The 247-nt window shown below is 58.7% G+C and carries 1 protein-coding gene; it reads right to left on the bottom strand.

All coding sequences use genetic code 11. From position 1 onward, the window contains the following. Positions 1 to 5: 5 nt before the first annotated feature. A partial coding sequence (locus SB724_RS21345) for an NAD(P)-dependent oxidoreductase (protein ID WP_410573019.1) occupies positions 6 to 247 on the bottom strand: 242 nt, incomplete at its 5' end.

The following is a 247-nucleotide window of genomic DNA, read 5'->3' as shown; positions in this document are numbered from 1 at the left end:
CTTTATCAGGTCCTGTTCTGCGCTGTAATCGAAGCGGACGGATCAAGCTTTTTCAGATCCACAACGTCCTTCAACGGCTCATGGGCCTTCCACCGCCTCAGGTTCAGGGCAAAACAGTCCACCACTTTTCCCCTCCAACCGATCAGGTCACCGGAGGCATGCGGAGACACCAAGATGTCCCGTCGGCCCCACAGGGGGTTAGCGGCGTCCAACGGCTCATGCTCAAAGACGTCCAAGGCCGCCCCAC

Source organism: Bacillus sp. SIMBA_031, assembly GCF_046535225.1.
In the GTDB taxonomy this organism is placed as follows: Bacteria; Bacillota; Bacilli; order Bacillales; family Bacillaceae; genus Bacillus; species Bacillus velezensis.
This window is presented reverse-complemented; position numbering and strand designations above follow the sequence as displayed.